Origin of the sequence: Aestuariivirga sp. (assembly GCF_044239095.1) — a bacterium.
GTDB lineage: Bacteria > Pseudomonadota > Alphaproteobacteria > Rhizobiales > Aestuariivirgaceae > Aestuariivirga.
Map to the genome: position 1 here is coordinate 1 of NZ_JBIICB010000223.1, position 7,235 is coordinate 7,235.

The 7,235-nt window shown below is 63.8% G+C and carries 8 protein-coding genes; 3 read left to right on the forward strand and 5 right to left on the reverse strand.

Annotation, left to right across the window (positions count from 1 at the left end):
- The 3 genes from ACILRA_RS17115 to ACILRA_RS17125 form a co-directional block, all read left to right on the forward strand.
- Window positions 1-1,001 (forward strand): hypothetical protein (locus tag ACILRA_RS17115; protein ID WP_395663278.1); only part of this gene is annotated, 1,001 nt, incomplete at its 5' end.
- Window positions 998-2,002 (forward strand): carbohydrate kinase family protein, encoded by a 1,005-nt coding sequence (locus ACILRA_RS17120; protein WP_395663279.1) that lies wholly within the window; start codon window positions 998-1,000, stop codon window positions 2,000-2,002. The genes ACILRA_RS17115 and ACILRA_RS17120, both read left to right, overlap by 4 nt.
- 119 nt (window positions 2,003-2,121) lie before the next feature.
- Window positions 2,122-2,607, forward strand: coding sequence for a fasciclin domain-containing protein (locus ACILRA_RS17125; protein ID WP_395663280.1), 486 nt, complete (start codon window positions 2,122-2,124; stop codon window positions 2,605-2,607).
- A 131-nt stretch (window positions 2,608-2,738) separates the two neighbouring features.
- Here the strand turns inward: ACILRA_RS17125 and ACILRA_RS17130 are convergent, their stop codons facing one another.
- The 5 genes from ACILRA_RS17130 to ACILRA_RS17150 all read right to left on the reverse strand — a co-directional run.
- Window positions 2,739-3,218, reverse strand: coding sequence for a c-type cytochrome (locus ACILRA_RS17130; protein ID WP_395663281.1), 480 nt, complete (start codon window positions 3,216-3,218; stop codon window positions 2,739-2,741).
- Between the two features lie 175 nt (window positions 3,219-3,393).
- The gene (pnp, locus tag ACILRA_RS17135; protein WP_395663282.1) at window positions 3,394-5,556 is read right to left on the reverse strand and encodes a polyribonucleotide nucleotidyltransferase; all 2,163 of its coding nucleotides are present in this window, start codon (window positions 5,554-5,556) and stop codon (window positions 3,394-3,396) included.
- 169 nt (window positions 5,557-5,725) lie between these two features.
- Window positions 5,726-5,995 (reverse strand): 30S ribosomal protein S15, encoded by a 270-nt coding sequence (gene rpsO, locus ACILRA_RS17140; protein ID WP_111199613.1) that lies wholly within the window; start codon window positions 5,993-5,995, stop codon window positions 5,726-5,728.
- A 23-nt stretch (window positions 5,996-6,018) separates the two neighbouring features.
- On the reverse strand, window positions 6,019-6,930 hold the full coding sequence (gene truB, locus ACILRA_RS17145) for a tRNA pseudouridine(55) synthase TruB (protein ID WP_395663283.1): 912 nt from the start codon (window positions 6,928-6,930) through the stop codon (window positions 6,019-6,021).
- A 110-nt stretch (window positions 6,931-7,040) separates the two neighbouring features.
- A partial coding sequence (locus tag ACILRA_RS17150; protein ID WP_395663284.1) for a ribosome-binding factor A occupies window positions 7,041-7,235 on the reverse strand: 195 nt, incomplete at its 5' end.

Below are 7,235 nucleotides of genomic sequence, written 5' to 3' on the forward strand. Positions count from 1 at the left end.
GAAACGCGCCCGTGAAATCGCTCGACAAGAAGCTCAAGACCATCGCCGCGGGCAAGTACAAGCCCGCCGACTTCATCCTGGCCGATGCGAAGGACCCGGATTACGCCTTCGGCGTGAAGGGCACGGGTGCGGTCGACTATCTCGACCAGTCGGGGCCGCACCGCTCGATACCGGATTTCCGCCAGTCGATCCGCGACATCGTCCGCCAGAAGCAGATGGACGTGATGCTGGGTGCGGTTGCCAACATCGAGCCCCTCGTGGAAGAGGGACTGTTCGAGAAGACCGGCGTCACCCCGGCGATCCGCGCCAATGATACGACCGACATCTGGCTGCCGCGCGGTGCGAGCTACGCGAAGGAAATGTCACGGCCCTGGCGCACGGCGAGCCTCAAGCATGTGCGGAAATTCTGCGACCTGGGCCTCTATTCCGTCACCTTCAACAATGACCTCGACCATGACTATGCAACCGTCGAGGCCTACCATGCCTTCCGTGAGGATGCGGTGCATCACAAGTTCCGCCACTTCCTCGAAGTCTTCAATCCCAATGCGCCCAAGGGCCTCGACCCGAAGGTGATGCCCTTCTTCGTGAATGACATGATCATGCGCGTGCTGGCCGGTGTCGCGGCGGTGGAGCGCCCGCTGTTCCTCAAGATGCCGTTCAATGGGAGGAAGGCGATGGAGGAACTGGCGAGCCATGATCCGGGGCTCGTCATCGGCATTCTCGGCGGCTCGGCGGGAACGACGCGCGACTGCTTCGAGCTTCTCTCGCAAGGCGAGAAGAGCGGCGCGCGCGTTGCCCTCTTCGGCCGCAAGATCAACCTGGCCGAAAGCCCGCTCGACCTCGTGGCGCTGTTCCGCCCCGTGCTGGAGCGCAAGGTGACGGCAGCGGAAGCGGTGAAGAGCTACCACGCAACGCTGGCCAAGAAGAAGCTGAAGCCCAAGCGCGCGCTGGAGGATGACATGAAGATCACCGAGGCCGTGCTCGAGGGCTACGGAAAATGACCAGGCGGGGCATCGTCCTCGCCGGCATCGTGGTGCTCGACATCGTCCACCTGATCGACCACTGGCCGAACGAGGAGGCCCTGGCCTTCATCGACCGCACCGAACATGCAGCAGGCGGCCCGCCGCACAATGCGGGTGCGGGTCTCCTGAAGCTTGGCGCGGATTTTCCCGTAACACTGCTCGCCACGGCGGGAGATGATGCCTATGGCGAGATCATGCTGGCGAGTGCGCGAAGCTATGGACTCGATACCTCGCGGGTGACGGTCATTCCCGGCGCCGTCACCAGCCACACCCATGTCATGTCCTGCCTCGACACCGGGCGGCGCACCTTCTTCGCGCAGCTCGGCTGCAACAACCTGATGAATGTCTCCCATTTGCTGCCGCCCGAGGACAGCACCGCCAAGCTCTACTATCTCGGAAGCCCCGGCGTGGCGCGCGGGCTGGATGACAGCGACAGCTGGCGGACACTTCTGTCAGCCGCCCGCGCACGGGGCATGAAGACCTGCCTCGAACTCTGCCCTGTTCCCGCCGATACGCTGAGACAGCATGTGCCGCCGTGCCTGCCGCTGTGCGACTATTTCGTGGTGAACGACTACGAGGCGGGCAGCATCGCCGGCATCGACATTGCACCAGGCGGAAGGCTCTCCTGGAGCGCTGCCGAGGCGGCCTGCCGCCGCCTTCTCGACATGGGGGTCAACGAACTCGCAGGCGTGCACCATCCTGACGGCGCGGTGGCGGTGCGGCGCAATGGCGAGGTTGCGATGCGGCCTTCGGTGAAGGTCGAACAGCAAGAGATCGCAGGCTCCGTCGGCGCAGGTGACGCCTTCTATGCGGGCGTGCTGCTGGGCATCCATGAGGACTGGCCGCTGGCGCGCTGCCTGGACCTCGGCAATGCGGCAGCTGCAACCTCACTGCAATCGCCGACGACCAGCGCCAGCATCCGCCCCTGGGCGGAGTGCCTGGCCTATGCGGAGAAGAAGGGGCTGCGGCCCGGCCCCTGAGGCCGCCCTATCACGAAATCGTGAAGTGTGGCCGCAATCCGCGGCAAACAGACACACGTTCTTGGTGAGCGGGCGGCATTTGCGGACCGCATGAATGACAACATCATCCGGAGTATTCCATGCACAAGCTCGTTCTTGCGGCAACAGCGTCGCTTTTCCTCGGCGTGGCCTCAGCCTCTGCCGCCAATGTCGTCGAGACCGCCAACTCGGCCGGCACCTTCAAAACTCTGCTTGCCGCCGCGCAGGCCGCTGGCCTCGCCGACGCGCTGGCGACGACCCAGAACATCACCGTCTTCGCGCCGACCGACGAGGCCTTCGCCAAGCTACCCGCCGGCACGGTCGAGAACCTGCTGAAGCCCGAGAACAAGGACCAGCTGGCTGCCATCCTCACCTATCACGTGCTGCCGCGCAAACTCGCCTCCAACCAGATGCTCGCGGGCCCCTTCCACGTGCGCACGCTGAAGGCCAAGCCGGACCGTACGCTGGCCATCACCAAGGGTGCTGGCGGCGTGACGGTGGACAACGCCAACGTCATCAAGGCCGACATCATCACGGACAATGGCATCATCCACGTGATCGACACCGTTCTGCTGCCGAGCAAGTAAGAAGCCGCGCAATAAACTCACCTCACCCGGGCTTGACCCGGGTGGCCTTTTCTGGCGGCCACCAAAAAGGACGCCCGGGTCAAGCCCGGGCGAGGTGAGAGTAGGCAATTCAGGAAATTGGGAAGCTCGTATCACCCCTTGGGCATGATCGGCGGCGCAATCACGATATAGGGCGTGATGGGCTCCTGCCCGGGCGGAACATATTCCGGGGTGGGCTCACCCGCTTCGCCCAGCGACACGATGTATTGATAGAGCGAACGGATATCGCTCTCATCCATCGCATGAACATTGTAGAAGGGCATGGGCGGGCGGGCCTGGAAGCTCTTGGCATAGGTCAGGAAGTCATCCTCGCTGCCCCTTTCCCTGGCGATGAGCCGCAGGTTGACGGCATAGGTGGTGCCCCACGGGCCCTGCCAGCCCAGCGAAGCACCCTTGAGGGCCACCGCCGGATCAACCTTGCCACCGGACTCGGAATAGCCCGCCGTATGACAATCATGGCATCCGGCGGTGATGGCGACCTGCGCGCCACGCTTCACCGACACATCACCAGCCAAGGCCGGGGCGCTTGCTGCCACGAGTGCGGACACCGCAAGAAGCATGGAATGTTTCATATCGTTCTCCTCAAGCACATCAACTGCAGTCTGTGTCACGTCAGCTAGGGGACGGAGCAAACTTGCATGATTTGCAGGAGACAACACGCGCCCTTTGGGCGGATTTTACAATCTGAAAGCAAGAGGCGCGGGTGTTGCCACCCGCGCCTCCAGACTTTCATCCGATGATCGAAGATCACTCGCCCTGGGGCGCGCCCTCGTCACCGTTGGACTCTTCAGCGTTCTGCTTCTTCGAGATGTCTTCGCCCGTTGCCTGGTCCACCTGCTTCATGGAGAGGCGCACCTTGCCGCGGTTGTCGAAGCCCAGAAGCTTCACCTTGACGGTGTCACCCTCGTTGACGACGTCCGACACCTTGTTGACGCGCTTCGAAGCAAGTTCGGAGACGTGCACGAGGCCGTCACGCGCGCCGAAGAAGTTCACGAAGGCGCCGAAGTCGACGACCTTGACGACCTTGCCATCATAGATCTCGCCCACTTCCGGCTCCATCACGATGGACCTGATCCACTTCAGCGCGGCCTCGATGGCCGTGCCGGAGGAGGAGGCGACCTTGACGGTGCCGTCGTCCTGGATGTCGATCTTGGCGCCAGTCTTCTCCACGATCTCGCGGATGACCTTGCCGCCGGTGCCGATCACTTCGCGGATCTTGTCGGTGGGGATCTTCAGCGTTTCGATGCGCGGCGCATGCTCGCCAAGCGAGGCGCGGGCACCCGTGAGCGCCTCCGCCATCTTGGCCAGGATATGCAGGCGGCCGTCCTTGGCCTGCCACAGCGCGATCTTCATGATCTCCTCGGTGATGCCGGTGATCTTGATGTCCATCTGCAGCGAGGTGATGCCTTCGGATGTTCCGGCCACCTTGAAGTCCATGTCACCGAGGTGATCCTCATCACCAAGGATGTCGGAGAGCACCGCATAGCGCTCACCTTCCTTGATCAGGCCCATGGCGATGCCCGCACAGGGCGCCTTCAGCGGAACGCCGGCGTCCATGAGGGACAGCGATGCGCCGCAGACGGAGGCCATAGAGGACGAGCCGTTCGACTCGGTGATCTCCGAGACCACGCGGATCGTGTAGGGGAACTGGTCGGTTGCGGGCAGCAGCGGGTGGATGGCGCGCCAGGCGAGCTTGCCGTGGCCGATTTCGCGGCGGCCCGTGGCGCCCATGCGGCCCGTTTCACCGACCGAGAAGGGCGGGAAATTATAGTGCAGCATGAAGGTGCCCTTGCTCGTGCCGTCGAGCGAGTCGATGTACTGCTCGTCCTCGCCGGTGCCGAGCGTGGTGACCACGAGGGCCTGCGTCTCGCCGCGGGTGAACAGGGCCGAACCATGGGTGCGCGGCAGAACGCTCGCTTCCGCGATGATCTGGCGGACCGTCTTGGTGTCGCGGCCGTCGATGCGGTGGCCGGTGTCGAGGATCGAGTTGCGGACGACGTCCTTCTCGAGGTGCTTGAAGGCCTCGCCGACCTTGTTGGCGGGCGGGGCGTCGGGCTTGTCGGCACCCATCAGCGCAGCCATGACCTTGTCCTTGGCCGAGGCCACGGCCTCGTGGCGCTCTTCCTTCTTGGGGATCGCATAGGCGGCGCGCACATCGGCCTCGGCAATGGCCTTGACCTTGTTGTACAGCGTCGTCTCATCCGGCGGCGTGAAATCACGGGGCTCCCGCGAGGAGCGCTCGGCGAGGCGGATGATGGCCTCGATCACCGGCTGGAAGCCGCGGTGGCCGAACATGACGGCGCCGAGCATGATCTCTTCCGAGAGCTCCTTGGCTTCCGACTCGACCATCAGCACTGCGTCCTGGGTGCCTGCGACCACGAGGTCGAGGGCCGAGAGCTTCTGCTGTTCGATCGTGGGGTTCAGCACATATTCGCCGTTGATGTAGCCGACGCGCGCCGCACCGACCGGGCCCATGAAGGGAATGCCGGAAATGGTGAGCGCGGCCGACGACGCCACCAGCGCGAGGATGTCGGTGTCGTTCTCGAGGTCATAGGAGAGCACGGTGGCGATCACCTGCGTCTCATTGCGGAAGCCCTCGACGAAGAGCGGGCGGATCGGGCGGTCGATCAGGCGCGAGATCAGCGTCTCACGCTCGGTGGGCCTGCCTTCGCGCTTGAAATAGCCACCAGGGATCTTGCCGGCGGCATAGGTCTTTTCCTGGTAGTTGACGGTCAGCGGGAAGAAGTCGATCCCGGGCTTTGCCGAACGTTCGGCAACGGCGGTGGCGAGAACGGTGGTCTCACCCAGGGACGCGAACACGGAGCCATCGGCCTGACGGGCCACGCGGCCGGTTTCGAGACGGAGCGTCTGCCCGCCCCACTGGATTTCTTCGACGTCGATATTGAACATGTTGATCTTCCTTTGTGCCCTTCGCCGCCGCTTGAAAGACGTGCACCACCACTGTGGACGGCATCCCCTTTGGGCCTCGGGAGCCCGGCCCCATTGCCGGACTCGTCGTGTTGGGGACACGGGCGGCTACTCGGTGTTCCGCCCGCTCGTACGTGTTCCCGATTTCCGCTTAGCGGCGGATCTCGAGGCGCTTGATGAGCGTCTGGTAACGCGCATCGTCGATGCGCTTCAGATAGTCGAGAAGCGAACGGCGCTTGCTCACCATCGTCAGCAGCCCACGGCGGGAATGGTTATCCTTCTTGTGGGTCTTGAAGTGGTCGGTGAGGTAGTTGATGCGTTCCGTGAGGATCGCAACCTGGACTTCGGGTGAACCGGTGTCACCCGGCTTCGTGGCGAATTCCTTCACGAGAGCGACTTTACGCTCGGCGGTCATGGTCATTCGGTCATCTCCAAATCATTGGGTTACAGGTTGAACAAGCGCTTCGGCTTGAGCGATCCCTGCTCGATGAGGCCGATGCCGACGGGCTTTCCCCCGCTCGTCACCAGAACCGCATCTTCTGCGATGGGAGCATTCGCACCTCTGAGGAGGACGGGTTGTCCGAGCCTCAGGCGCCGGGCCTGATCCGCATCAATGGCCAGTGCCGGGATGCCGTCCAGCACGGTCTCGATGGGGAGCAAAGCCCCGTTTACGGCGTTTCCGCCGGGGGCCTTATGGCTGAGTTCCATAAGATTTTCCAGTGAAATCATGTGGGCTTCGGTGAAGGGCCCGACGGCCACACGGCGCAGCATGGAGACGTGGGCGGCGCTTCCCAGGGCGCGCCCCATGTCCCGGGCAAGCGAGCGGATGTAGGTGCCCTTGCCGCAGGTCACCTCGAAGGTGGCGTGGTCCGCCTCCGCCGCGACCAGCTTCAACTCCTCAATGAAGACGGGCCGGGCGGCGAGGTCCACCGCCTCTCCCGCCCGGGCGAGGTCATAGGCGCGCTCGCCATCGACCTTGATGGCCGAAAAGGCGGGGGGCGCCTGCATGATCTCGCCTGTGAAGCGGGGCAGGATCGACTCGATCTCGTCGCGGGACGGGCGCTTCGCGGAGGTTGCAGAAACCTCACCTTCGAGGTCGTCCGTCGTCCGCTCCTCGCCCCATTGGGCGGTGAAACGGTAGATTTTCCGGCCATCCATGGCGTGGGAGACGGTCTTGGTCGCCTCCCCCAGCGCGATCGGAAGAAGGCCGGAGGCGAGCGGGTCCAGCGTGCCGCCGTGGCCTGCCTTCTCGGCATTGAACAGGAAGCGTACCTTGCCGACCGCCTGGGTGGAGGTCATGCCATAAGGCTTGTCGAGGACGAGCCAGCCGTGGACGGGGTTTCTCTGCTTTTTCATCGTCTCTCAATGGCGTCACCCCGGCGAAGGCCGGGGTCCAGCTTCGGGCGGTGGCCACGCGGATGGAAAGCTGGATCCCGGCCTTCGCCGGGATGACGGCCTCAAGGGGGTTACTTCTTGTCCAAATCCCGCGCCACTTCCGGACTGCGCAGAAGTTCATCGATCTTGCCGGCATAATCCAGCGCGGTATCGACGCGGTAGCGGATCTCAGGCGTGAACTTCATCTCGAGCTTCGGCGCCACGAGGCCGCGAATGTAGCGCCGGTTGCGGTTCAGCGCCTCCAACAGGGCCTTTTCCTTGTTGGG

Coding starts and splice junctions, on each gene's coding strand:
- rpsO (WP_111199613.1), bottom strand. CDS start 5,995: ATGACCATGACCGCCGAGCGTAAAGTCGCTCTCGTGAAGGAATTCGCC.
- pnp (WP_395663282.1), bottom strand. CDS start 5,556: ATGTTCAATATCGACGTCGAAGAAATCCAGTGGGGCGGGCAGACGCTC.
- ACILRA_RS17125 (WP_395663280.1), top strand. CDS start 2,122: ATGCACAAGCTCGTTCTTGCGGCAACAGCGTCGCTTTTCCTCGGCGTG.
- truB (WP_395663283.1), bottom strand. CDS start 6,930: ATGAAAAAGCAGAGAAACCCCGTCCACGGCTGGCTCGTCCTCGACAAG.
- ACILRA_RS17120 (WP_395663279.1), top strand. CDS start 998: ATGACCAGGCGGGGCATCGTCCTCGCCGGCATCGTGGTGCTCGACATC.
- ACILRA_RS17130 (WP_395663281.1), bottom strand. CDS start 3,218: ATGAAACATTCCATGCTTCTTGCGGTGTCCGCACTCGTGGCAGCAAGC.